Origin of the sequence: Comamonas testosteroni (genome assembly GCF_030505195.1) — a bacterium.
GTDB lineage: Bacteria > Pseudomonadota > Gammaproteobacteria > Burkholderiales > Burkholderiaceae_C > Comamonas > Comamonas testosteroni_G.
Genome location: NZ_CP129672.1, coordinates 5,346,143 through 5,369,910, shown reverse-complemented (window position 1 = coordinate 5,369,910; position 23,768 = coordinate 5,346,143). Strand labels below are relative to the sequence as shown.

Genomic DNA, 23,768 nt, shown 5'->3' with positions numbered 1-23,768 from the left:
GGCCGCTTACCGAAACACGCCAATCGCTTCCACGAGATTTTTCACCTGCCATTGCATGCTGCTGGACGCCTGCGCCCCCTGGGTCACCAACTGCGCGTTCTGCTGCGTCAGATAGTCCATGTCCGCCACCGACTTGCCGACCTGGCTGATCTCCTCGCTCTGCTCACGCGTGGCCTTGCTGATCTCGGCAATGAAGTCCGCAACGCTGCGCGCCTGGGAGACGATCTCACCAATGTTGCTCCCCGCATCTCCGACCACCAAAGAGCCGGCCTCGATGGTGGCCGTGCTGGCCTGAATCAGCGTCTTGATCTCCTTGGCTGCATCGGCGCTGCGCTGAGCCAAGGCTCGCACCTCACCGGCAACCACGGCAAACCCCCTGCCATGCTCGCCCGCGCGGGCGGCTTCCACAGCCGCATTCAGCGCCAGCAAATTGGTTTGAAACGCAATGCTGTCAATCACGCCGACGATGTCGGCAATGCGGCGGGAGTTGGCCGTGATGGACTCCATGGTGGAGACGATCTGATCCATGGACTGCCCCCCGCGCAAGGCCGCCGCGCTGGCTTCGCTGGCAAGCACACCGGCTTTTTGTGCCGTATCGGCGCTGGATTGAACCCGGGCCGTGATCTGCTCCATGGACGCAGAGGTCTGGGCCACATTCACCGCCAGCTGCTCGGTCTGCCCGTGCAGATAGCTGTTGCCCTGCTCGATCTCGTTACAGGCCTGCTGAACATTGAGCGCCTGCTGATTCACATCGTCCACCAGCCAGCGAAACATGAGACCGATCTGGTTGACCGTGCGCAGCGTGGTGCCGATCTCATCCGTGCGCTGCAAGTATTCGGTCTGCCGGTTGTTGCCGGTTGCCACATTCAGCGACTGGCGCTTGAGCAGCTCCAGCGGCGTGGCGAACTGGCTCTCCAGCAGCAGCGTCATCACCATCAGCGCCACCGTCATGAAGGCCGCCATCGACAAAAACTGCATCTGGCTTTGACCCAGCAGCCAGGCACCAAGGACCAGGGAGCTCCACAAGGCCAGGGAGTTCAGGCGAATGCGCCGGCGCACCCCCATGTGCCGCCAGATCGACAGCACCTTCCCCAGCCCCTTCTTGGAGACTATGCCCTTGTGCAGCTCGGGGGCGGCAGCGCCCTTGTCATGCATGGACTCATACAGCTTTTGCGCCGCCTCGACCTCTTTGCGCTCGGGCTGCGTGCGCACCGACATATAGCCCTTGGCCTTGTCATTGCGGATGATGGGAATGGCATTGGCCCGAACCCAGTAGTGGTCCCCGTTCTTGCGCCGGTTCTTGACCAGTGCACTCCAGGGCTCGCCGCTTTTGAGGGTGGCCCACATGTCGGCAAAAGCGGCCGGGGGCATGTCCGGGTGGCGCACCAGATTGTGCGTCTGGCCGAGGATCTCCTGCGGCTCGAAGCCGCTGACCTCCATGAACGCCTGATTGGCATATTTGATGTAGCTCTCTGTGTCCGTGGTGGACATCAGAGTTGCATGCTCATCAAAGCTGTACTCCCGCTGAGTTACCGGTGCGTTCACTCTCATATGTGCCTTCTGTGGTCAATGGCCTGACGGAACGAGATACCGCCCAGATTGAGTGAAGCCAGTACGCCTTGGGCACCCGTGCGATCGCTCCTTGAGCGCTTTCTCGTATCAAGTGCTTACATATTCTTTGATTTGTCTCAATTTTTGAATATAGATCAGATCTGATGTATCTGATTAGCATCGAATCAGATCTGATTCATAAAATCATCTTGATGGCTTTGAATTAATTTGATACAAGTCAATTTGCAAATTCTGGATTCTTCTTGTTCGGCAACCAGGAGAGGCATCATGGATGTAGTGGTCAGCACCAGCTACAGCATGGAATTGGTTGTACTGTCGTACGCGATTTCAATGATTGGAGCCTTCATTGCGCTGATCCACGCCAAGGGACTTGAACCGAAGGTTGATGACCGTCAGAGCTATCTGATGAGCCTCGGCAGCACAGGGATTGCTCTTGGCGGTATTGGCGTATGGTCGATGCATTTCATTGCCATGCTTGCGCTGCGCATGGACCTTGAGACCGGCTACTCGGTATCGGAGACGGGCGTGTCGCTCATTGCCGCGATGACAATCTCGGCTCTGGCTTTTCATAGCGTGGCTCGCAACCCGCGCAGCATTGGTCGCTTGCTGTTGGCCGGATCAATGCTTGGGCTGGGCGCAGTTGTCATGCACTACCTAGGCATGTATGGCATGCGCTTTGGAGGCCACCTGGAGTGGAACCATGAGCGAGTCGCATGTCTGTGCTTATTGCTCTCCTGGCTGCAACTGCGGCGCTGTGGCTGGCATTTCATACCGCACAGACAAGCATGCGCCTGCTTGCTGCGGCGATCATGGCCCTTGCCGTTTGCAACATGCACTACACAGGCATGAGTGCGGCGGAATTCATTTGCACGACGGCAAATCGCCTTGCAAGTCCTTCGGGAAGGTATGTGCTTATCGCACTTGGACTGCCGATGGTGGTGGCTGTGATGGGCCCGCTGATCACCACTCCAACTCTGTCTGCAAGAAATAGGTTCTGGATACCTGGCTTGAGACGATCACGACAGCGGCACCAACCGCACCTTTGCAGCGCTAAAAAGTAAGAGGCAATCTTGAAACACCTGCTCGGATGTTTTCTTTATCACAGTGAAATCGCCAGTGACGCCAGTACGAGCTGTGTCGCAGATATCACCAGAGTCTCACGCCGCTTCAATGAGGCCCATGGGATCACAGGGATCTTGATTTTTGACGGTCAGCGCTTCGTTCAATACATGGAGGGCCCTCAGCAGCAGGTGGTTGCACTGGCCAAAAAGATCTCCCTGGACAATCGCCATACCAATTTCACTCCGCAGCACGAGGCAAGAGGCATAACGAGTCGCCTTTTCTCCGGTTGGACCATGGCATACCTCTCGGTAGAAGATGCCGAGCCGTTGGCCCAAATGTGGGTTGTCGACGGAGATGCCGCAATGAGTTGCCTGCAGCAACTATTGCCAATGTTGGATGCTGCATAGCAGCTTCTATGGAACTTCCTTGTTGCTGAAGCACCCTGATTTGCGCCGGCTCGAACATCGTTCCGAAACGGCCGTCTGCCGGCTGGCAGCGGAATTTCAAACTGCTTTCATTCACTAAAGGCACGACAGTTCTTCTTCAATATCGCTTTGCAACTGGTGCGGCGAAACGACTATCCCCTGCATTGTTGGCGTGGGGAATACGGCCACAAGCATGCCGTCCTTTCGCATACCGGGAAGCCAACGACTCAGGAAATGCTGAATATCGATGCTTTCTGGGGAATTGCCGGCCCATTCGCCAACTGCACAAGCAATCGCGTAATCGGGATGCGGCCAAAAGGGGGACACAGGGTTTCCGTTGCTGTTCGAGGCTGTCACCCATCCCCCCTCATTGCTCAGTCCCCACACAAATTGCCAGTCCGATACTCGGCCGATGAAATGCCGATAACGCTGATGACTGGCAAGTGCCGATACCGCTTGGAACTGCTGTCGATTGAGTGGATAAGACTTTTCCATGTGAGAACTGGCTCTGGATGAGTGAAGCATTCTGTCATCAGGTTGGAGTCGGAGGGCCAGTCGCACCAGCAATGACGAATTGGCGATAGCGCCGATGCATATGCCCGCTGCATGTGCCCGCTGCGGATCGAACAGCGGCAGCAGCAACCATTAACGGCCGGTAGCGGGCTGCCAGCAGATTTTCTTCTTGACTGCATTGAGTCCAGATCCGCCTCCCCGTCTCAGCCACCCAGCCCCCCCGCCCTGCTCGGCCCTACGCTCATGGCGACCGACAGACCGGTATGGGGACCATGACCATCAAGGCTGCGGCGCATCTATTCTGCACTTGATGACGCATCCGAGCCGAAGGGCCCGTACCCGTTCGTCACACCTATGCGGCCCCGATAGCCTAACCGTCGGTCATCTCAAAACAGCTGTCCCCGGTAAAGATATTCGTCAAGGCGGCTTTCAGTTCCTCGTACTCGCCGGCCAAAAGCTCAAAGGCGATGGACATTTGCTTCAGTTCATCGATGTCCTCCACCGCCTCAGGCTTGAACGTGACCTCCGCACCGGTGCGCTTCAGCACAAACCGCTCAATGCCGCCATAGCGAGGTCTCTTCTGCCCACACCACTCGACATGGTAGGTATCCATGCCCAGTTCTTCATCCTGCTCGTCTTCATCCTCTTCGAAGGAGCGTTGGAGCATCAGGTAATGCTCGGTGCCGTGCTTCTTGTCGGCGAAGCCGACAAGGTGGCAGAGGTCTTCCGGGTCTTTTGTGGCAATGCAGGCTGCGCGAAAGGCGAGAGTGTTCATTTGGGTGTTCTTGAGGGATCAGGGCAGCGACAGGCTTTGAGCCGGAATCCTATGCCGGCAAGGCCCTGACCACTAGCGTCGTGAATCAACTGGCAGCAGTCTCCCGGCGTTTGCAGAACATGTGCTAAACGGCTTCATTGCTGCTTGACTTAATCGGTTGATGAGCCTCGACGCACCGACTCGACTGCAGGCCGCTCCAAGATGGATGTAGGCTATTGGCGGAGCAGCCATGATGCTCTGCAGACAGATTATCTGGCTCCTTCTTGCTACCTGATCCATAGGGCCGGTGCCCTCAGGCTCAAACCCGATGTCCAGTTACCGTGCAGGCATTCAGTTCATGGTCGCGCCAGTGATGATGCCATTCATCGAGACGTGCGCAAGGCAATGGCTGCCAATTCAGCTAACCCGTCGTCTGCTGACATCCTCATGATAAATTGCAGGGCAGGTCTCAGTGCTCGTATTCACTGTGCTGCATGGCTATACAGACTGTTTTGCGGTCACCATCTTGCTCGGAGCCATAGTGCTTTCTGCCGTTTTCGCCATAGAAGCGAAAAGGAATGGGAGACCTGTCCTTGGCACATACCTCACTCATGCGGCTGCAAACACAATAGTCTTCAGCCTGCAGCTCCTCTGACGTAGGTCAGCTCAGGGGCATGTGCCGCCGCTGCTTTCGGCCGGAAGCGGCTGCCACGCTGGAGACTTGGCAACAGAAGAGTCAGCGTGCATCAATTGATGGACCCAATGCAAAAGGCAGTGAGCCTCTGAATCGTCGATGCCAAACATCGGCACTGGCGCAGCAAGGATATAGATTCCATCAAACTTTTTTCAAACCTCTGGTCGCTGCATCCAGGTTGCACAATGCGCCTGAATACTCTGGCAAACCATCGACAGGGAACGGCTCAATGGCTTGTCCTTTCGCAACACCATCGCCAATGTTCGCTGCAATCGTGGTGTGAGCGGGCGTGAGACCAGGTCATCGCGAGCACCTCGCCCCTGCATGGCCATGCGCGGAATCACGGCATAACCCAGGCCTACGGCCGCCATCTCCTTGAGCGCTTCGACGCTGTCAAGCTCCATCTGAGGATGCGGTAGTTCACCGGCACGGCGCAGCCAGGCATCGACCACGCCGCGCGTGCTGGCTGATTTTTGCAAGGCAAGCAGAGGCAGGGATCTCAGCTCTGGCGCAGCAACCGCATCACCCGGCATCAGCATCTCCGGGCGAGCTACGGCCACCAGCTCGTCGTGCAGCACGGGAGTGGCCAGCAAGGCACGGCGGTTTACCGGCAAGGTGACCAGGGCAAGATCCAAACTGTTGTCCTCCACGCGCTTTACGCACTCCTCGGTATTGCCCGTCACCACCACGATGTCGATGCCCGGATGGCTGGCCCGTATCTGGCGCAACACCGCGGGCAGAAGATAGAGACACACAGTCAGGCCCGTACCTATACGCACCTGCCCATTCACCTCGCGCGCATGTGCACTCAGCGCATGGGCCAGGCCTTCCAGCGCCACGCTCACGGCAGGCAGTTGCTCCAGCAAGGCCTTCCCGGCAGCCGTCGGCACAGCACGCCGCCCCACACGCTCTATGAGGCGTGTGCCAAGATGGCGTTCCAGTTGACGCACTTGCAGGCTGACCGCCGGCTGGGACAGTTGCAATAGCTCCGCTGCCTGAGAAAAACTGCCCTCCTGAACGACCAGGCAAAAGCTCCTCAACAGCATCAAACCAGGGGCATTAGCCAAAGTTTCACTAATACCTTGCATAAACATCAAAAGATTCCTTATTGGTAAATCTCGGGCGAAGATTACTCCATGCAGAACGCTTCTACTTGCTCCCCCCTTCTTTCCTCGGCTCTGCCGCCGATCGACGGCGACCGCCTGTGGCGCCGCCTCGAAGACCTGGCCCAATTCACCCGAGCCGATATGCCCTGGACCCGCCGCGCCTTCAGCGCGGAATACCAGGCTGCACGCGCCTGGCTGCGCGAAGCTTTCGAGGCCGCAGGCCTGCAGGTGCGTCTGGATGCTGCAGGCAACCTCATCGGCCGCCGCCCCGGACGGCGTGATGATCTGAAAGCCCTGGCCACGGGCTCGCACACCGACACGGTGAATGCCGGAGGACGCTTCGACGGCATTCTGGGTGTGCTGGCAGGGCTGGAAGTGGCCCATGCCCTGCAGGATGCGGACATCACGCTAAAGCACCCCTTTGAGGTCATAGACTTCCTCTGCGAAGAGCCCAGTGACTACGGCATCTCCTGTGTGGGCAGCCGCGCCATGGCCGGTCAGCTCAGCGCCGACATGCTGGCCGCCCGCGACAACCACGGCGACACCCTGGCCCAGGCCCTGCAGCGCCTGGGCGCCCGCCCCGAAGCTCTGGCCCAGGCCGATCGCCGGCAGGACGGCTTTGCGGCCTTTGTGGAGCTGCACATAGAACAAGGGCCTGTGCTGGAGCGCGAAGGCCTGGACATAGGTGCCGTGACCGACATCGTTGGCATACGCCGCGCTCAGCTGTTCTTCGAAGGTCGGCCCGATCATGCAGGCACCACGCCCATGAATGAACGTAGCGATGCTCTCGTGGCTGCAGCAATAGTGATCCGCCAGGCCCAACGCCTGGCGCTGAAGTGGAGCCACAGCACACCTCACTACGTGGTTGCCACAGTAGGTCGCATGAACGTCTCTCCCAACGCCAGCAACACCGTGCCTGGCCAGGTGGACCTGACGCTGGAGGTGCGCAGCAACCATGCCCCTCTGCTGCAGGAATTCTGGGAAATTCTGGCGCGGCGCTGCGGCCCGGCTATCGGGCGATTGGGCGTGAATTGGCGCGTGGAGCCTCGCACCCATGTGGACCCCGTTGCCTGCGCGCCGCTGATTGCTGCTGCCGTGGAGCAATCCGCCCAGCGCCTGGGTCTGGGCTGTCGACGCATGCCGAGCGGTGCCGGCCACGATGCCATGTACCTGGCTCAGACCGGTCTCTCGGGGATGATCTTCATCCCGTGTCTTGATGGACGCAGCCATAGCGCAGTGGAATGGGCTTCACCGGGTCAGGTTCTGGCCGGCACCCAGGTGCTTGCCGCTACCCTGCTGAACCTGGATGAGCAAATGGACTAGCTGCAATCACGAATGTGAATGGACCAGGCTTGTCCTGGTCCCTGCCTGTCATGCGTAAATGGGTCCTTGGATGTCTTGCAGGTTTGCCGCGCAGCAATGGTCAGCTTTACAAGCTCACACTCCCGGTCAGGAGCGGTCATGAGAACTGGGCTCCAGTCTCAGGTGCTACTCGGATCCAGATGGCGGCAGTCGATTCAAAATCAATTCATACTGAAGCAAGTCAGCAGGTGAGAAGCAACAGAACACAACCTCTTCAATTGGCGAATGTTCCGACAGGCTTTCGTGGACGGTCCTGACAGCCACTTGCGCAGCGAGCTCGATCGGGTACCCGTATATGCCGGTGCTGATGCTTGGGAAAGCAATCGAGGCAACGGACTTCTCCTTTGCCAACTCTATGCATCGGCGATAGCAGCCAGCGAGCAGCTCTGCTTCTCCGCTTTGCCCTCCTCTCCACACGGGTCCGACGGTGTGAATGATGTATTGGGCAGATAGGCGATAAGCCTTGGTCACCTTTGCATCGCCAGTCTTGCAGCCTGCGAGCAGCCGGCATTCATGCACAAGGTCTGGACCTGCCGCACGATGGATTGCACCATCGACGCCACCTCCGCCAAGCAGAGACGAATTTGCTGCATTGACAATCGCTTCCACATGAAGCTTTGTGATGTCAGAGCAGATGGCATGAAGGCGTGTGTGCATTTCTATACAACGAAAGAGCAGGAGGGCAGTCGATGCTGCAATGGCAGACCAGTTTTGTAAACGCGTTGCCGAGTAAGTGCCGACGTGCGATGCAGTTGTGTGCGGCCGCGTACCCGAAATGCCTGGAATCAGAAAGATCGCAATTTTGAGCGATCGTGACCGTTGCATGACTTCTGTTCTAGCGAGCATTCGATTGCCTGCACTGGGTCAACCTGCAACTTTAGCAGTCCGGCCAGAAGCGTACCTTCCTGTGATCGATCGCTGGTTCCGGTGAAAACCTACCGAAGCCAAAAGGTCTTGTCCCGAGGTCGCTCGTCAGTCTAAGCAGGCATCCATCCGGATCTTGAACGAGGAACTGCCTTACTCCGATTTCCTGCTCGCGTGCACACGACCCGCAAGGCATATCCGCCCTCCCCGCAAGCCGAAGCAGCCTTGTTCCAGCCGCCTTGAAACCAGTTCCTTTGATCGTGAAATTAGACTATTCAAAGTGCTGTAATAGACCGGGTTGCCACTATAGCCCCCGGCCATGAACAGCCTTTCAACAGGATTCCCTGATTTGCAGCCGTCATCTCTTGCCGAGGTTGGGCCCGTGGTCCTTGTTCTCCTTCCTGGCATGGATGGCACTGGTGAGCTTTTCGCACCGTTCGTTGCCGCTTTGGGGAAGACGACGCCCGTCGTCGTGGTGAGCTATCCAATTTCTGGTGTGCCACAGACCTATACCAACCTAACGGAACTTGCCACATCGGCCTTGCCGCCCCATGGCCGTTTGGTCTTGTTGGGAGAATCTTTCTCAGGACCTATTGCCATTTCGCTGGCAGCGGCGTACCCGGGGCGCGTTGTGGGCGTTGTTCTGTGCTGCTCGTTCGTTCGCAATCCAAGGCCGGGTCTTCGCTGGCTCAGCGGCCTGGCGACCATGCCCGTTCCGCTTCCTCCTGCTGCAATACTGAACCTGATGCTTCTAGGCCGGTTTGCGACGCCGGGCCTGCGGGTTATGCTGCGGTCCGCCTTGGCCAAGGTTCAAACGACGGTTCTACGTTCAAGGCTGAGAGCGGTGGTATCCGTAGATGTGCGAGCACATGCCAAAGCAATTGATGCTCCGGTTCTCTACCTGAAAGGGATACGTGACCGCCTGGTGCCGCCGTCATCCGTGTCTGATGCAGAGCAGTGTTTTCGAAAGATGAGAGTTCAGGCGTTTGATGCTCCACACTGCCTACTGCAAGCCATTCCTCAAGAGGCCGCTGCAGTGGTGGCTGACTTCGTTCGGAACGTTGCAACACCACGAGAGAGTTAGCTGGTGCATGAAACAAACTCGAATTGGACGACTTTCACAAGGTCTGACGCACAGTATCAAAAGGCGGGGAACATTTGTTGCGATTCTGCAGGCGCATGGTGATCGCATGATTGACCTGTCGTCCAATCCACCGCCGGCCGCGCTCAACGCACGCATCCTGGCACGGGCATTGACGGGGATCACTCGCAAAATCGACGCCGACCATTTCAATTTCTATGAACCCCTCTGGCGGACATCTGGAACATCGAAGTGTTCTCGCGCGCTGGCTGATGACACTTGGCCTGGTCGTCGATCCGTCGCTTGGCAAGGCGGTCGACCTCACCCCGACGCTGCACAACCCTACAACTGCCGCGATGAGCCTGGAGCGAAGGCAGGCCATCGAGGATTTTTGCCAGAAAGCGGGAGCATGGATCATCGAAGACGAGGTGTATGCTGCCGACTTACCTGCTTTACCCCAGCTGTCGGCATTGGCGTCCGATATCTCATTGCAGGTGAACAGGCTCTCCAAGTCGCTTGGGCCTGGGCTGCCGATCGGCTGGAAGAGCTGCTCAAACCGCAAGCTTGGGTTCGGTGTCGACGCAGGCCTGCCGGAGAAGACAAATAAGAGGTGCCCGGCAATCCATCTACCCGGTCGCTGCAGGCACAGCTTAAGCAGGAGTTCTTCGAGCTGCGCAAGAAATGAAGAAGATACCGAAGAACTCCTCCGCCTTATCTTTGTACAACTGGAAAGCCGTGGCGCCTGGCTGCCCACACAACAGCCAGCGTTGCAGCTAGCAGCACCAGGAGTACCGGAGGGAATGCGGCGACGCCGAGATAATCCAGCAAGGCACCGCCAATCAGCCCTCCACTTGCAATCGCGATGTTCCAGGCTGTGACCAGCATGGACTGGGCAACGTCGGCCGAGTTGCCCGCCGCCTTGGCAATGGCTGTTTGAAGCAGCGTCGCCACGCCGCCAAAGGCCAGGCCCCAGGCGGCCACTGCGGCATACACCACGGCAGGCACATCGCCCATCAGGCCGAGTGCCAGCGCCGACAGACCGAACAAGAGCGTACTGCCCAGCGTCAGGGCGCGCAGATGGTGATCGACCAGCACGCCGATGACCCAGATGCCCAGCAGCGAAGTGATGCCGAACATGAGCAGAACCAGGCCTGTTCGTTTCGCCATGTCTGCCGCCGCTAGAAATGGCGCGATATAGGTATAGAGGATGTTGTGTGCCAGAACGAAGGCCAGCACCACGAACAGCACCGGACGTACGCCCGGGAAAGTGAACACATGCCCCAGAGACAAGCGTTTGCTCGCCGCCTGGCCCGCTAAATCTGGCAGCTTGACCTGTACCCATGCCATGAGCGCCAGCGCCAGTCCGCTCATGATGCCGAAGCACATCCGCCAGCCCAGCAAATTGCCTAGGAAGGTGCCCGCCGGCACGCCAAGTGATAACGCCAATGGTGTTCCCGCCATCGCAATGGCGATGGCTCGGCCCTGCTGGTGCTCGGGCACCATGCGAGCGGCATAGCCTGCCAGCATCGCCCATAGCAGACCGGCCGACACGCCTGCCAGGAAGCGCGCGATCATCGTCAGGACATAGTTGCTGGACAGCGCCGTGACAGTGTTGGCGATGGCAAAGCCTGCTATGGCCGCCAGCAGCAGCGGACGGCGGCGCACGCCCTGGGTGGCGGCGGTCAACGGGATGGCAGCTGTCAGCGACCCCATGGCATAGATCGTGATTGTTTGCCCTGTCCAGGCTTCGGACACCATCAAGCCCCTCGCCATCTGAGGCAGCAGCCCTGCCGGCAGCGCTTCGGTCAGGATGGTGATGAACGCGGCCATTGCCAGCGCCAGCAATGATGCAATGGGCATGCGGTCTTGATGTGCGGCGGTCATTGCACGACTTCCAGCGCACCATAGACTGCGTCGCGCAGCTCGGCGACGAAGCGACCGGACATGCCCTCGTACAGCGTATTGGTGAAGGCGATCACGCTCAGGCCGCGCGCCCGATCCACAAACCAGGCATGGCCGTAGGCGCCACCCCAGCGCCAGGTACCTACCGATTCTGGCGACGCGGCGCGCAGCGGGTCCCGCAAGACTGAAAAACCGAGGCCAAAGCCAAAGCCCGGTGCATCCGGCAGCTCCAGTCCACCAGTCTGGTCCCGCCCCATCTCGTTGATCAGCTCATCGGGAAGCAATGCTCCCCCACCCTGCCGCAAGGCCTCCAGCAGGTGCAGAAAGTCTCCAGCCGTGCCTGCCATTCCGGCTCCGCCTGAAGGGAAAGCCAGGGCGTCGAAGATACGGCCCGGACTGTATCTGATACCTACCGCGCCCTCGAATGGCGAAACCACTTCACCTTCGGCTAGCCGGTGTGGCTGGGGCGTATCGCCTACGTAAGCGGTGGCCACGCGCTGCGGATCGCGCACAAAGAAACCGGTATCGCTCATGCCCAGGGGACCTGTTACCCATTGGTTGACTGCTTCGTCCAGTGAGGTGCCATGGATGTGCTCAATCAATGCCCCCAACACATCGGTTGCCAGCGAGTAGCCCCAGGAAGTACCCGGCACATACAGCAGCGGCACGCTGGCGATACGACGCAGGTTCTCGGCCAGATTGAAGTTGACTCTGTCCATGCCGTCCGAGGAACCAGCCCGGGCATAGGGGCCATCGGCATCGGCCTCGAAAAAGCGATAGCCCAGCCCTGCTGTGTGGCTAAGCAAATGCCTAGCGGTGATGCGTGCTGGGCTGCCATCAATCAACCGGGGCCGGAACCCAGGGAGCCAGCGGCCAATGTCCTCATCCAGATCGAGGCGGCCTTGCGCAACCAGCGCAAGCGCAGCAGCCGAAACGATGGGCTTGCTCACCGATGCCAGCCGGAAGATGGTCGTCAGCTCCATCAGGCGCGCGCTCTCGCGGTCGGCATGGCCAGCGGCCTGGTGATGGATCAATTCACCGTTGTGTGCCACCAGCACGACGGCACCGACCAGTCGCCGCTCATCCAGAGCCTGCTGAACGACGGTATGGATTCGGGTAGACAGATGTAAGGGCGGAATGCCCGGGCGTAAAGGAAAGACGGGATAAGTCACGGAAGAGCCCTTGATTCAATGGATCAAGCCGTGACGATAGAAAGTGTGAGATTAAAGAAAAAGTAGGCTACAGTTCCTCTTTATGCGGACAAAATTGTCTTCAATCAAAGTGCATTATGGACAGCTTGAATGGTTTCGCCGTGTTTGTGCAGGTTGCCGAGACGCGAAGTTTTGTTGCCGCCGGCCGACTGTTGGGCGTGTCGGCCTCCGCCGTAGGCAAGAACGTGGCGCGGCTGGAAGATCGGCTGGGCGTGCGCCTGTTTCACCGCAGCACGCGCAGTGTCACGTTGACAGCCGAGGGCATGCTGTTCCTGGAGCGCAGCCGACGTATCCTGGCAGAGATCGAAGCGGCAGAGCTCGAACTGGCGCAGGCCAGCAGTGCACCACGCGGGCGCTTGAGAGTGAGTTTGCCGCTGGTCAGCTCGCTGGTACTGCCGGTGCTCGGCGATTTCATGCGCGAGTACCCCGAGATCGAGCTGGACCTGAACTTCACCGACCAGATAGCTGACGTGATCGAGGAAGGCTTCGATGCCGTGGTGCGCACGGGCGAGCCCAGTGACTCTCGCCTCACGGCACGCAGGCTCGGGGCTTTCCGTTCGCTGCTGGTGGCTTCGCCAGACTATCTGGCGCGGCGAGGGACACCTCGGGAGCCTGCTGATCTGATGCAACACCATTGTCTGCACTACCGCTTCCCGCACAGCGGCAAGCTGGAGCCATGGACTCTGCGAACCATGTCCGGCGAAACCGAGTTGCAGCTGCCCACCTCGATGATCTGCAACAACATAGAAACGCGCGTGTGCTTTGCCTTGCAGGGACTGGGGATTGCCTACCTGCCGGAATTTTCCATTCGTGAACAACTGGCCGACGGCCGGCTGCTACCGCTGCTTACCGACCATATGGAGCGCAGAGGCGTTTTTTATGTGCTGTGGCCGGCGAGCAAGCATCCGTCGCCTAAGGTACGGGCTCTGGTTGATTTCTTGTGCGCACGCGTGTTCCCTGCGCCTGATCTGCCCGGGATTCACGTCGTTTCCTGAGGCTGAGCTGCTATTGCAACTGTCGCGCCAGCTCTGCCCTCTACCAAGATTTTTTGTTGGGGCATTGCTACGGTTGCCGGGCTCGATTGCGAGAAATTAAACGAGCAGCTCAGGAACACCTTCGGGCACAGAACCCCGGCTGAGATGTTGAACGAATGCGTTGCAGCGAACGGTTGAATCCACAGCCATTTGCGGACACGCGGACATAGCGCAGAATACTGCCACGCCGGTCTTCTTTGTAATTCCATTTTCCAGCTGAGTACGCTGCTCACACAACTACCATTGTGTATTGCCAAAACTGCCCCACCAAACTCAGATTTCAAGAACATTCTGAATACTGGAATTGCCAGGCGAGCTTTGCGAACGGTAATGTTTGGAAACCAATAGCATCCCCTATCGGAGAGTTCCGCCCATTTGGAACCGTCCCTCCCAAGTGGCCCCAAAAGCACCCTCCGTTGATTTCACTGGAGAAAAAATCGCAAATGGTATCGGCCTGACCATATCGGGAATATTCTTGGGTACTACAGGCCTTGTGGTTCTGGTGAACATTTTTATCGTCAGCTTCAATCCATGTCTTATATGCAGATAGTGACATGCGCGGTGTCTCCGAGACATTGATATCAAGGAAGATGGCTCCCACCCGAAGAGGAGCCCATAAAAAAGAGTCGATTTATGGAAGCGCAAATAGTCACGATCCTGCGAGAGGCAGATCGCACGACAGCGGCCGAGGCCGCCAAGAAGCACAAGGTCAGTGACGCGACCATTTACGCCTGGCGCAAGCACTTCGGCCTGATGGAGGCGGCCGACATGAAGCGGCTCAAGGCCTTGAAGTTTGAGAAAAATCGCTTGAAAGAACTCCTTGGCGAGCGGGATCTGGATATCGCGATCCTCAAGGAGATCAAGGCAAAAAAATGGTGAGCCCGCGGCTTGGCGCGAGCAATTGGCCTTCGTGCGCACACGGGACCTGAGTCTGCGCCGCTCCTTCGTGCTGGCTGGTCGCGAACGCACCGACTGTGGCGTCAAGCGGGCTTGCTGGTGCCCAGAAAACGCCCACGCAAGCGCATCGCCTCGCCGCTATTCATGCGCTCGGACAACGGGCTGAAGTTCGTCAGCCAAGGCATCCTGGAATGGATCGCGCACTCTGGCATCGTCACCGTGCATCAACGATGCTGGCAAGCCGTGGCAGAACGGCACCGACGAGAGCTTCAATGGCAAGTTCCGCGACGAGTGCCTGTCTATCGAGTGGTTCCGCTTGCGCCGCGAGGCCACCGTACTGATTGAATATTTATTACTAAAAATGTAAATATCCAAAAATTATCTTCTTCCTACTAATAGATAAAGAATAAAAATTCAGCGTATCAGGAATCATTTCAATCTTTCATATCACAAAAAAAATACTTAATTGAGTTTCTATATAAACCAGACCAATGAAGATGAAAGATAGCTTATTAAAATACGCCATAACTAACCAAACAAAAAATTCCAATAGCACAAAATTTACGACGAATTATTTCATTTTTACATGAATTGGAAAATTAAATCCACAGAGTTGATATAATTAGTTATATTTACATACTGATTCATTAAACACAGCTTCAAGCTGTCTACCCATTTCCCAGGATTCATTTTGTAAGTTCAGTAAAATTTGACATTATTTGACATTTTCTATGGATTTCCCAATGAGCATTAATTAATTTCCTAAAGTATTCAAGCCCCCATTTTTTCATCGGGAGCCATCTATGCCGGCCATCCAGAATTCGTCTCGCCCGCCCTTGTTTACCAATCACAATGATGCGCCTCCATCGATCAGCCACTTGATGTGGCCTGGGCACATGGTGGGCCAGCGAGAGCAGCCCGTTCGCGTCTTCCTGGTGGACGACGATAGTCATATCCGCCGAGTGATTGCCCAGGATCTGATGGGCGACTCAAGAACCCTGCTAGTTGGGCATGCCTGCAGCTTTCGTGAGGCACGCAAGAGCATTCAACAGCACGACTTCGACGTTCTGTTGATAGATCTCAACCTGGGCGACGGCGACGGTCTGGATCTGCTTGAGCTTGTCCAAGGCACACACCCGCATGTGCAAAGCATTATCGTTTCAATAACTGAAAGAGATGAAAAGGTCTTTCAGGCTTTTGAGAAAGGTGCTGTAGGCTATTTGCTGAAGAACTCCTGGTTTGGCGACTACGCACAAGCAGTATTGCAAGTTGCCAATGGTGGTGCATCTATTACCCCGTCTCTTGCCAAGAAAATCCTGTCGCTGGTTAGCAAATCACAAACCTATGTCATTTCAGCGTCAAACCGTTCCAAAGAGGATAATCTATCTGAACGAGAAATAGAAATACTGAAACTCATTGCCTGCGGTTACAGCTCTCCTGAAATATCCACGCATCTCAAAATAAGCACAATGACAGTATCCACACATGTCAAGAACATGTACCGAAAACTGCACGCCAAGACAAGAGCTCATGCTGTAAAAGCCGCCTCTTTGCGTGGATTGATATAAATCTGAAGGCATTTTCTTTATTTATAGCCCGAGGCGGCAATATTATGGAATCGCTGAGAAATCCAGGTTGGAGAGCGACAACCAGTTTCCTTCAGGCCGTTACCTTGATCAGCTGGAGTTTTCTCACACCGCTGCGAGACCAGAATTGGTTTTTTGTCTTCAGTATTTTGGTGGCTTTCGGCGGATTGCTTATCTCGCTTCATTACATTCTTGGAATCTATCGTGTCATCAAGGCCAGACTGCGCTCCAGTGCCCAACCCTCCAAGGAAATCCAGGAAGAGCGCAAGCGCATCGCCTCAGACCTGCATGACACTTTGGGCAGCCAGTTGATAGAGGCATTGAGCCTGATGAACTTACAGTCCTCAAGTGAAGATGACCCTGCCAGAAAAGTACTGGAGCAGTCGCTACTGGACCTGCGCCTGATCGTCGACTCCATGGATGCCCAATCCGACAATCTGGCCATGCGCCTGGCGCGATTGCGCTATCGGCTAGAGCCCGCGCTTCAACGTAAAGGCCTTGTACTGCACTGGCAGTTGACCGACCCCGAGCTCGGAGTCGGTCAGCAGACCACGCTGCCGCTTCCCAGAGACCGCGTTGCGCATGAAATCCTGGCCGTTGTTCAGGCTAGTGTTAGCAACGCCATCGAGCATGCCGATGCGACCGAGATATGGTTGACACTGGAGCCCTATCAAAAGGGCGATCTGCAAAGCTTCGGCTGGGACTGGTATCTGAGCATAGAGGACAACGGCAAGGGCTACGATCTTCGAGCCGTGCTCAATGACCCCAGCAAGTCCGGGCACGGCGTCATAAACATGTTTCATCGCATGCGAAACATTGGCGGTGACCTTCACATCCACCCCCGCCATGGCGGAGGCACACAGGTATTGATGCGATGGCGGTGTGAATCGACCAGCCTTTCCTAAAGAGGCCTGAATTCACGACGCTCTTATTGTGGACACCGCACGTCATGCCCACCTCATGCTCAGTTGGGGGCGCCATGGCAAGCGATCTCACCTCGTTGATGAAACACGCCGCTATTCAGACAAAACGCCATCAGCGCCTGATTGGACTTCGCCTCGAGCTTGCGCATCGCGGCCATCTTCTGCGAACTCACTGTCTTGATGCAGCAGTTAAGGCGTTCGGAAATCTCTGCAAGGCTGTTGATTTCCACCCAGAAGTGACCCAACTGGTGATGCGGACAAAAACTTGGCCCCCGAGGGTCCGTTTTACCTGGAAATCAACTCCGGCCCGCCTTGACAGGCATTCCGCGATGGAATGGCTGGCGTGCTGTATCTGGCCATAGGCCGCCATCTACCCAGGGCAAGCTGCAGCACAAATCAGTTACATACCACTACTATATGGTTGTATGTTGCAACCAATTCTGATTGATTGACACCACAGATGACCAGCACCATGTCTGAAATTGACTCGATCCGAGCCGACTCCCGAGCCCTGGTAAGAGAGCTCGGATTCATGCAGCCGACACTGGCCGCAACGGATTACTCGGCATCGGCTGTGCATGCATTGCTCGAAATCGACGCAAATGAAGGCATGACCTCAGTTCAACTCGTGCAGCTTTTAGGACTTGAGAAGTCAAGCGTCAGCCGAATGCTTGCGAAACTGGTTGCAGCAGGAGACGTCAAGGAAGTGGCAGCTATCGATGACGGCCGTTTCAAACCATTGCAGTTGACTCCTCAGGGGCGCGGCACGGTCAGGCAGATTCATTCCTATGGCCAGATGCAGGTGCAAAGTGCGTTTCAGCACCTCAATCGCTCCCAGCAACAAGCGGTTGCGCAGGGCTTGTCTGCATATGCAGGAGCACTTAAAACCCACCGTTTGAATATGGCAAAAAAGCAGCAAAGCCCAATTACCGTAAGCGCAGGATATCGCCCCGGACTGGTTGGGCGCATTGTCGAAATGCACGCGGCGTTCTACTCGACGCACTCCAATTTCGGGCAGTATTTCGAGAGCCAGGTCGCAAGTGGAGCGGCTGAATTCACCAGACGGCTGAACGAGCCATGCAATAGGGTATGGACCGCCCTGCTCAATGACCGAATTGTTGGTTCGCTCGCGATTGACGGGCAGGACCTGGGTGAAAACAGGGCCCATCTGCGATGGTTTATTTTGGACGATGGTTGTCGCGGTAGCGGCGTCGGCAGGCAATTGATGACAGAGGCGATGACATTCTGCGATGTGCGCGGGTTCCGTGAAGTACATCTGTGGACAATCAAGGGGTTGGACGCGGCCCGCAAGCTGTATGAGTCTTTTGGCTTCAAGCTGCAGAAGGAAGAACAAGGAACTCAGTGGGGAAGCACAGTGACCGAGCAGCAATTCGTTCGCGTGAGCGCCCTTGCCCCATCCAAAGCACCTACCGGCTGATGGGGTCGACGACGACTGTGGCGTAGCGATGGCCCTTGTGCAGCGCAAACTCGTCCATCGACAGGTACTCAATCTGATCCTATTTCGGCTGCGCAGTGCAGACCAGCAGCAAGGCTTTGTCGATGGACTTGACGGTGTGCCAGCCCAGATCGAAGAAGGCCGCTACCGCCTTGATGCTGCTGCTGCGAAGCAACTGGCTGCACGCCTGCGCCAGACGGTCTGTGATGCGCTGGTAGCGACCGAGCCAGCTGAGTTTCTCCAGGTGCGGGCCACCACAGCTATCGCACCACAGACGCCGACGCGGCACATGTAGCACCACTCTGTACTCGAACAATGCCAGATCGCGCACGCGCCGTGTCGTGGTCTCATGGACTTGGCTGCACTGCGCACCGCAGCGCTCGCAATGCATGACGCGGGCCTGCGGCTTCAGATAAGTCGACACGGTGCGGCTATCGCCCTGGGACCACCTCATCGCTGCGTCTGCTGCCGAGGCTCCTGGAACGTTTTCAGCAGAAGCACCCCCTGATCGAGGTGCACATCGAGGAAGCCATAGACAGTAGCTGGAACGGCGCGTGGAACGGGGCTTTGTCGTCCTGCCCGACGAGCGCTTCGATCCCCTGACTCTGGCCGGAGACGAGCTGGTGGCGGTGCTGCCTGCTGCGCATCCCCTAGCGTACCAATCGGCCATTGGCGCCATGAGCTTTCATGGACAGCCCTTTATCCGCACCAGCGCAGGCTCAGGCCCCCATATCGATGCTTTTTTGGCCAGCCAAGGCACCGCACCCAGAACCCTGCTCAAGTTTGAGCAGCTCAGCTCAATGATGGGCTTTGTAGCGCAAGGTGAGGCAGTCACCATTGCTGCACGTCGGCTCTGCCCGAGCCCTCGGCAGGTGTTGTCTACCGCCCGTTAAAGCCCCGTTGTCGCCGGAAAATCGCGTTGGCCGCGCTGAGTTTCAACAAGCTCTCACCCGCTGCTTTGGCTACTGGATATCGGCCGACCAGCCTTTGCCGTCATGGGAGGCTCAAGTCCATGCCGAGCATCCTGGCAAGTCCGAAGGTGAACAGCAACACACACAGCAGTGCCAGTATGAAGGCGGCAGCTACCTTGCCCCCCGTACGCAGCAGCGCGCGCCTGTCCATTCCCTTCTTCCCTTGGTCGTAATGCCACTTGATGGCGAAGAACATGCACGCGCCGAAGATGAGAACCTTGAACGTAACAAAGATTACAGGGACCCAATCGATCATTTTGAGAATTTCCAGCCTATGACTTGACACTGTCTATCGTGAGGAGCACCTTCCTCCCGAAGGAGAGAGGAGAAAACGTCAGCGATTGCCATACAAGAATGGGATCGATGCTCGCTCTGAGGCATATTACTTAAAAACAATTTCCATACATTAAGACAAAATGTCTGCGTATGAAAACCATACAAGATGACAGTTTGCCGGTTTGGCTGCCGCGATTAGCCGTGCATGGCGGGCCGCGCTTCTTGCAGATTGCGGATGCCTTGCAGGCGGCAATGACGGACGGATTGCTGAAGCCGGGTGATCGTCTGCCACCGCAGCGCCAGTTGGCAGCACAGTTGAACCTCGACCTGACGACGGTCACGCGCGCATACGACGAAGCCAGACGCCGCCATCTGCTGGAGGGCCGCGGCGCGCGAGGTACTTATGTTGCGGCACCGAAAGTTGAACTGACCTCGGTCCTCGACCTGAGCATGAACACTCCTCCTCCGCCTGCTGGCGTGGACTTCGACGACCTGCTGAAGCAAGGCCTTTCTCAGGTAATGATGGGGGCAGACACCGCATTGCTGATGACTTACCACCTGGGCGGAGGAAGCGACTCCGACCGTAAGGCAGGAGCCAGATGGCTGGAGCCGATGTTTGGAACTCTGGATTCAGAACAGGTTGTTGTCTGTCCGGGCGCGCAAGCCGCAATTGCCGCGTTGATCCTGGCTCTGACGAAGCCTGGCGATGTGATATTGACAGAGCCAGCAAGTTATCCGGGCCTGCGTACTGCCGCGACCCAGCTCGGCCGGCGCATCGTTGCGGTGAAAGCGGACCAGCACGGGATGATGCCCGAGATGCTCGAGCAGACCTGCCATCAGCTCCAGCCTGGGCTGGTCTACCTCAATCCCACGTTGCAGAACCCGACCGCCATCACCATTCCGGAGCGCCGGCGCAAGGAGCTCGCCAACATCGCGAAGCGCTGCAATGTACGCATCGTCGAGGATGATCCCTACTGGCTGCTGGCCGATGCACCGCCACCACCTATTGCCGCGGTTGTCCCGGAACAGGTGTGCTACATCTCGACCCTGTCGAAATGCCTGACGCCCGGTTTGCGTGTCGCCTTCGTGCTCATACGTGACCAGCATGAACGCGAACGTTTCCTGGTCGCGCTCAGGTCATTTTCGCTGATGGTCGCTCCTCTGACGGCCGCACTGGCCACACAGTGGATCCTCGACGGCTCGGCTGCCGCTTTGATGGAGGGCGTACGCAAGGAGGCGCGCCTGCGTCACTGGATGGCCAGGGATATTCTTGCGGGGAGGTACAGCGGCACAGGAGACGGCCTGCATATATGGCTCGAGTTGCCTGGATATTGGAGTTCCTCACAGCTTGCGCGTGCAGCCGACAGCGAGGGCATCGCAGTCACTCCAGTGGAGGCATTCGCCACCGGCAGCGACTGCGTCAATGCCATTCGCATCTCGTTGGGCAGCATCAAGGACCGTGGACGCTTGCAGACGGGCCTTCAAAGGCTATCTCATCTGCTGGCACGAAGACCCGAGCCGTTCAGCGCTGCGGTGGTTTAAGTACTCGGGAAAGACGGTGCTCCATTCAGGAGCGCCCTCAATGCGGGCGCATCCGGGCCGGTTCAACCATTGACTGCTCCGGCTTTTTTCGAAGAGGACTCATACGGCAACGACACCAGCTTCACCGATGACTTTTCCTGACTTTTCGCTCCAGACGTTCCAGTGCTCGGGACGATGCAGTGGAGCGCATCTACTGGATCGAGGGCGACTGGTTCGGCACGGGCGCGCCGATCGATGCTGAAACCTACCTGTGGCACTGCCCGGTGACGCGCCACATCCTGGAGACGAACCAGCCCTTCTTCCGGATCAAGACGAACGGCGCACGGGGCGAACGTTACTCCGTCGTCCGTGCGCCGCAGGGCTCAGGCAGCCTGCAAGTGCCTATATTCGGCCTCTTGGGGCTGGAAGGCTCGATGAGCCTGAGCGGCGAGCGCATCGATGCCTCGCCGCAGGCCCGGCTGGCGCTGGAGCTGATCGCCCAAACCGCGTTCCGCACGGCGCGCAGGCTACTGGAGCTGCCCCCGCAAGAGGCGCTCGGCAGCCTGTCCGATCGCGAACGCGAGGTGCTTGCGTGGACGGCCGCCGGCCGGCGGCAGACGGAGATTGCCGCAACCCTCGGTCTGTCCGAACGCACTGTGGAAAACCACCTGCGCCGCATCCGCAAGCGTCTGGGCGTCGCCACGATGGCACAGGCCATTCGCGTAGCGATCCGCAACGGAGAGATCGTCGCCTGACTATCAATACCGGCCCAAGCTACCGCCAGACAAGCAGGACAAGCGCAGCGTGATCCCGATAGAGATGCACGACACTGATCGGTGACCGGCTGGAGCTGTGAAAGAGGCTGAGCGGCCAATCGCTCTGGTACCAATCGGCGTATCTGATGAACTGCCTGGCTGCTGCCCCTTATAGGCCGGCCACTATCTGCCAAGTGCCGATCTTCCTGGCGCGCATCCAATGCTCACTCAAGTGTCGCTATCGAGCATGCTAACGGAGGGGGCCAAACCGCCCGCAAGAGATCTTCAAGACACGGCCCTCCCGGTACAGAATCTATGGCGAAGTGGGTAGCGCTTTAATGGAGCGCAAGACATCGCGTGTGATGCTTTGCCGCTTGGCAAGGTCGGCAAGCCTGTTGGGAGTGTCCATGTTCAAGGCGAAGAAGACGGGGCCGCTGGGCCACTCTACCCAGCCCACCCACCAGCCGATTTTTCCGGTCCAGCCCGTTTTTGCACGCAGTATCCAGTCAGGCCCCGCTTCATTGACCATCACGTCCTTCACAAGCCGCTGATGCTCGACCTGGAAAGGCAGTTGATTACGGTAAAGCCGTTGCAAGAAAGCAATCTGCTCGAAGGATGAAATGGCGAGGTCGCCCTCAACCCAGAATGGCTTGTCGCCAGTGGCGACCGCATTGCCGTACCCTATCTTCCGCATATAAGCGGTCTCACGTGCATTGCCGAGTTCCTTGGCGAAGCGCTCATACACCCAGACAGTGGAGTTCCTCATCGCCGAGCGCAGATTCTGATCCACGTTCCACGCCGCCACAGGTCGTTTCACACCATCCCATTGAATGAGCTGAAATTCGTCACGCAGCAGCCCTGCATCAAGCGCAAACAGGCTGTGTGGAATCTTGAAGGTAGAGGCTGGCGAGTAACGCCGACCGGCACGCGACACGTTGTAAACGTGGGTAGTTTCTGAGTTATCGCGTGCATCGAGAACAACGATGCTGCCTTGTGCATCAGCTTCTGTAAAAAAACGAGACCATTCGGTCATTTCTTGAAGCTGAGGGCCAGCCACCGTCACTTGAGCAAACCCTGCGGCCAGGGCGGATAAGACCAAACTACGTCGATTCATGCGGCTAGTTTAATGGTCAAACGAACTCGTCCTGAAGTGTCCGGGGCATTGACTGTGTCGACTTGTCGCAAGGGAGAGCCTCTCTTGCGGGCCGCACAGCGACAGCCGCAATCGCTTGAATCCACAGTCAGAGGCTGTCTTTCACCCAACCAGGTCAGACATAGCAAGCGCTCCGGGAGTTCCGACTGCCGCTTGAGTTGTCAGTCAGCGCTCGCAGGCCCCTTAAGTTCAAGCTGATTGCCGTCCGGATCTTTGCAGTAGATGGAGAGACCCATGCCATCAGCCCCAAAGCGTCGGACCGCCCTATCCGCCTCAACACCGTGACCAGCCAGGTGGGAGAGGATGGCTTGCTCATCAAGAGGCTCGATACGCAGGCAAAAATGATCGATATTTCTGCGCTCGCTTGAGGCCACCGGTCCGCCCGCACGGCCTAACGGGCCCTCGACATCCACCAGGTCAATCATGGATGCACCAGCTCGCAGGTGAACCATGCCTAGATCCTCGCGACGCTTCACCAAGGTACAGCCCAGCACGGCTTGGTAGAAGCGGATGCTTCGCTCCAGGTCGGCGACGCGCAACACGATGTGATCAATGTGCTGAATACTGAATAGGCTCATGGCGATCTCCTGCTGCGGACATGCACACTCGTAATCGTATGCACCTGGTGTGATGAAACCCCAAACATTCGG

Annotated in this window: 23 protein-coding genes and 3 pseudogenes; 14 read left to right on the top strand and 12 right to left on the bottom strand. The window is 57.5% G+C overall.

Annotated features, from left to right (window positions below):
• Window positions 1-6 precede the first annotated feature (6 nt).
• Window positions 7-1,551 (bottom strand): methyl-accepting chemotaxis protein, encoded by a 1,545-nt coding sequence (locus QYQ99_RS24845; RefSeq protein ID WP_302090459.1) that lies wholly within the window; start codon window positions 1,549-1,551, stop codon window positions 7-9.
• A gap of 288 nt (window positions 1,552-1,839) precedes the next feature.
• Between QYQ99_RS24845 and QYQ99_RS24840 the strand changes: the two genes are divergently transcribed.
• A complete protein-coding gene (locus QYQ99_RS24840; protein WP_302090458.1) occupies window positions 1,840-2,421 on the top strand; it encodes an MHYT domain-containing protein in 582 nt (193 codons plus the stop codon).
• A 221-nt stretch (window positions 2,422-2,642) separates the two neighbouring features.
• Window positions 2,643-3,041 carry a BLUF domain-containing protein gene (locus QYQ99_RS24830; protein WP_003071555.1) on the top strand — a complete coding sequence of 133 codons (399 nt, stop codon included), beginning with the start codon at window positions 2,643-2,645 and terminating at the stop codon, window positions 3,039-3,041.
• 114 nt (window positions 3,042-3,155) lie between these two features.
• Here QYQ99_RS24830 and QYQ99_RS24825 read toward each other — a convergent pair whose 3' ends face one another.
• The 3 genes from QYQ99_RS24825 to QYQ99_RS24815 form a co-directional block, all read right to left on the bottom strand.
• The gene (locus tag QYQ99_RS24825) at window positions 3,156-3,554 is read right to left on the bottom strand and encodes a DUF2750 domain-containing protein (protein WP_302090457.1); all 399 of its coding nucleotides are present in this window, start codon (window positions 3,552-3,554) and stop codon (window positions 3,156-3,158) included.
• Window positions 3,555-3,942: 388 nt separating this feature from the next.
• Window positions 3,943-4,347 (bottom strand): Imm10 family immunity protein, encoded by a 405-nt coding sequence (locus QYQ99_RS24820; RefSeq protein ID WP_302090456.1) that lies wholly within the window; start codon window positions 4,345-4,347, stop codon window positions 3,943-3,945.
• Window positions 4,348-5,172: 825 nt separating this feature from the next.
• Complete coding sequence (locus QYQ99_RS24815) at window positions 5,173-6,114, bottom strand: LysR family transcriptional regulator (RefSeq protein WP_302090455.1); 942 nt, start codon at window positions 6,112-6,114, stop codon at window positions 5,173-5,175.
• Window positions 6,115-6,156: 42 nt separating this feature from the next.
• Here QYQ99_RS24815 and QYQ99_RS24810 point away from each other — a divergent pair, with 42 nt between their 5' ends.
• The gene (locus tag QYQ99_RS24810) at window positions 6,157-7,449 is read left to right on the top strand and encodes a Zn-dependent hydrolase (RefSeq protein WP_302090454.1); all 1,293 of its coding nucleotides are present in this window, start codon (window positions 6,157-6,159) and stop codon (window positions 7,447-7,449) included.
• Between the two features lie 165 nt (window positions 7,450-7,614).
• Here QYQ99_RS24810 and QYQ99_RS24805 read toward each other — a convergent pair whose 3' ends face one another.
• A complete protein-coding gene (locus tag QYQ99_RS24805; RefSeq protein WP_302093260.1) occupies window positions 7,615-8,145 on the bottom strand; it encodes an O-acetyl-ADP-ribose deacetylase in 531 nt (176 codons plus the stop codon).
• A 526-nt stretch (window positions 8,146-8,671) separates the two neighbouring features.
• On the opposite strand from QYQ99_RS24805, the gene QYQ99_RS24800 reads away from it, so the two are divergent.
• Window positions 8,672-9,436 carry an alpha/beta fold hydrolase gene (locus QYQ99_RS24800; RefSeq protein WP_302090453.1) on the top strand — a complete coding sequence of 255 codons (765 nt, stop codon included), beginning with the start codon at window positions 8,672-8,674 and terminating at the stop codon, window positions 9,434-9,436.
• A 37-nt stretch (window positions 9,437-9,473) separates the two neighbouring features.
• Window positions 9,474-9,972, top strand: a pseudogene (locus QYQ99_RS28405) (aminotransferase class I/II-fold pyridoxal phosphate-dependent enzyme); the annotation flags it as partial.
• 172 nt (window positions 9,973-10,144) lie between these two features.
• Here the strand turns inward: QYQ99_RS28405 and QYQ99_RS24795 are convergent.
• Together QYQ99_RS24795 and QYQ99_RS24790 are read right to left on the bottom strand one after the other, a co-directional pair.
• Window positions 10,145-11,317, bottom strand: coding sequence for an MFS transporter (locus tag QYQ99_RS24795; RefSeq protein WP_302090452.1), 1,173 nt, complete (start codon window positions 11,315-11,317; stop codon window positions 10,145-10,147).
• Complete coding sequence (locus QYQ99_RS24790; RefSeq protein ID WP_302090451.1) at window positions 11,314-12,507, bottom strand: serine hydrolase domain-containing protein; 1,194 nt, start codon at window positions 12,505-12,507, stop codon at window positions 11,314-11,316. The genes QYQ99_RS24795 and QYQ99_RS24790 overlap by 4 nt, the downstream gene beginning before the upstream one ends.
• Before the next feature lie 116 nt (window positions 12,508-12,623).
• On the opposite strand from QYQ99_RS24790, the gene QYQ99_RS24785 reads away from it, so the two are divergent.
• From QYQ99_RS24785 to QYQ99_RS24765, 5 genes and pseudogenes are all read left to right on the top strand, one after another.
• Complete coding sequence (locus tag QYQ99_RS24785) at window positions 12,624-13,541, top strand: LysR family transcriptional regulator (RefSeq protein WP_302090450.1); 918 nt, start codon at window positions 12,624-12,626, stop codon at window positions 13,539-13,541.
• A gap of 672 nt (window positions 13,542-14,213) precedes the next feature.
• The gene (locus QYQ99_RS24780; RefSeq protein ID WP_302090449.1) at window positions 14,214-14,459 is read left to right on the top strand and encodes a transposase; all 246 of its coding nucleotides are present in this window, start codon (window positions 14,214-14,216) and stop codon (window positions 14,457-14,459) included.
• Window positions 14,460-14,712: 253 nt separating this feature from the next.
• A pseudogene (locus tag QYQ99_RS28520) lies at window positions 14,713-14,823 on the top strand (integrase core domain-containing protein); the annotation flags it as partial.
• A 550-nt stretch (window positions 14,824-15,373) separates the two neighbouring features.
• The gene (locus tag QYQ99_RS24770; protein ID WP_419145844.1) at window positions 15,374-16,045 is read left to right on the top strand and encodes a response regulator; all 672 of its coding nucleotides are present in this window, start codon (window positions 15,374-15,376) and stop codon (window positions 16,043-16,045) included.
• 44 nt (window positions 16,046-16,089) lie between these two features.
• Entirely contained in the window at window positions 16,090-16,968 is an 879-nt protein-coding gene (locus tag QYQ99_RS24765; protein ID WP_302090447.1) for a sensor histidine kinase, read from the top strand.
• Window positions 16,969-17,027: 59 nt separating this feature from the next.
• Here the strand turns inward: QYQ99_RS24765 and QYQ99_RS24760 are convergent, their stop codons facing one another.
• Window positions 17,028-17,216: a helix-turn-helix transcriptional regulator gene (locus tag QYQ99_RS24760; protein WP_302090446.1), complete on the bottom strand. Its 189-nt coding sequence runs from the start codon at window positions 17,214-17,216 to the stop codon at window positions 17,028-17,030.
• 230 nt (window positions 17,217-17,446) lie between these two features.
• Here QYQ99_RS24760 and QYQ99_RS24755 point away from each other — a divergent pair, with 230 nt between their 5' ends.
• Window positions 17,447-18,424, top strand: coding sequence for a bifunctional helix-turn-helix transcriptional regulator/GNAT family N-acetyltransferase (locus tag QYQ99_RS24755; protein ID WP_302090445.1), 978 nt, complete (start codon window positions 17,447-17,449; stop codon window positions 18,422-18,424).
• Here the strand turns inward: QYQ99_RS24755 and QYQ99_RS24750 are convergent.
• Window positions 18,417-18,896, bottom strand: a pseudogene (locus QYQ99_RS24750) (helix-turn-helix domain-containing protein); the annotation flags it as partial. The gene QYQ99_RS24755 and the pseudogene QYQ99_RS24750 sit on opposite strands and share 8 nt — an antisense overlap.
• Before the next feature lie 100 nt (window positions 18,897-18,996).
• On the opposite strand from QYQ99_RS24750, the gene QYQ99_RS24745 reads away from it, so the two are divergent.
• On the top strand, window positions 18,997-19,335 hold the full coding sequence (locus tag QYQ99_RS24745; protein ID WP_302090444.1) for a LysR family transcriptional regulator substrate-binding protein: 339 nt from the start codon (window positions 18,997-18,999) through the stop codon (window positions 19,333-19,335).
• Window positions 19,336-19,435: 100 nt separating this feature from the next.
• On the opposite strand, the gene QYQ99_RS24740 is transcribed toward QYQ99_RS24745, so the two are convergent.
• A complete protein-coding gene (locus QYQ99_RS24740) occupies window positions 19,436-19,669 on the bottom strand; it encodes a hypothetical protein (protein WP_302090443.1) in 234 nt (77 codons plus the stop codon).
• A gap of 170 nt (window positions 19,670-19,839) precedes the next feature.
• Between QYQ99_RS24740 and QYQ99_RS24735 the strand changes: the two genes are divergently transcribed.
• Both QYQ99_RS24735 and QYQ99_RS24730 read left to right on the top strand, forming a co-directional pair.
• Window positions 19,840-21,231, top strand: coding sequence for a PLP-dependent aminotransferase family protein (locus tag QYQ99_RS24735; RefSeq protein WP_302090442.1), 1,392 nt, complete (start codon window positions 19,840-19,842; stop codon window positions 21,229-21,231).
• Window positions 21,232-21,410: 179 nt separating this feature from the next.
• Complete coding sequence (locus tag QYQ99_RS24730; RefSeq protein ID WP_302090441.1) at window positions 21,411-21,965, top strand: PA1136 family autoinducer-binding transcriptional regulator; 555 nt, start codon at window positions 21,411-21,413, stop codon at window positions 21,963-21,965.
• Window positions 21,966-22,278: 313 nt separating this feature from the next.
• Here the strand turns inward: QYQ99_RS24730 and blaOXA are convergent, their stop codons facing one another.
• Window positions 22,279-23,079: a class D beta-lactamase gene (gene blaOXA, locus QYQ99_RS24725; protein ID WP_302090440.1), complete on the bottom strand. Its 801-nt coding sequence runs from the start codon at window positions 23,077-23,079 to the stop codon at window positions 22,279-22,281.
• A gap of 200 nt (window positions 23,080-23,279) precedes the next feature.
• Window positions 23,280-23,696, bottom strand: coding sequence for a VOC family protein (locus QYQ99_RS24720; RefSeq protein WP_302090439.1), 417 nt, complete (start codon window positions 23,694-23,696; stop codon window positions 23,280-23,282).
• Between the last annotated feature and the right edge of the window lie 72 nt (window positions 23,697-23,768).